The 388-nt window shown below is 65.7% G+C and carries 1 protein-coding gene; it reads right to left on the bottom strand.

Annotated features, from left to right (window positions below; all coding sequences use genetic code 11):
* Positions 1–388: cbb3-type cytochrome c oxidase subunit I (locus RND61_RS32530; protein WP_315881766.1), on the bottom strand; the 388-nt coding region annotated here is incomplete at both ends.

Raw genomic sequence — 388 nt, forward strand, 5'->3', positions numbered from 1 at the left:
AGGACCAGGACGGAGGTGAGCAGCACGTTCCAGGTGAAGATCGGCATGCGGAACATGGTCATGCCCGGGGCGCGCATGCAGATGATGGTGGTGATGAAGTTGACCGCGCCCAGGATGGTGCCGAACCCGGACAGGGCCAGGCCCATGATCCATAGGTCGCCGCCGAGGTAGGGGGTGCGTTCTTTGCCGCTGAGGGGGGTGTAGGCGGTCCAGCCGAAGTCGGCGGTGCCTTGGGTGGTGAGCAGGCCGCTGACGACGATGAGGCCGCCGAAGAGGAACAGCCAGTAGGAGAACATGTTCAGCCGCGGGAAGGCCACGTCGGGGGCGCCGATCTGCAACGGCATGATCGCGTTGGCGAACCCGGCGAAGGTGGGGGTGGCGAACAGCA

Source organism: Streptomyces tamarix, assembly GCF_032423885.1.
Classification (GTDB): domain Bacteria; phylum Actinomycetota; class Actinomycetes; order Streptomycetales; family Streptomycetaceae; genus Streptomyces; species Streptomyces tamarix.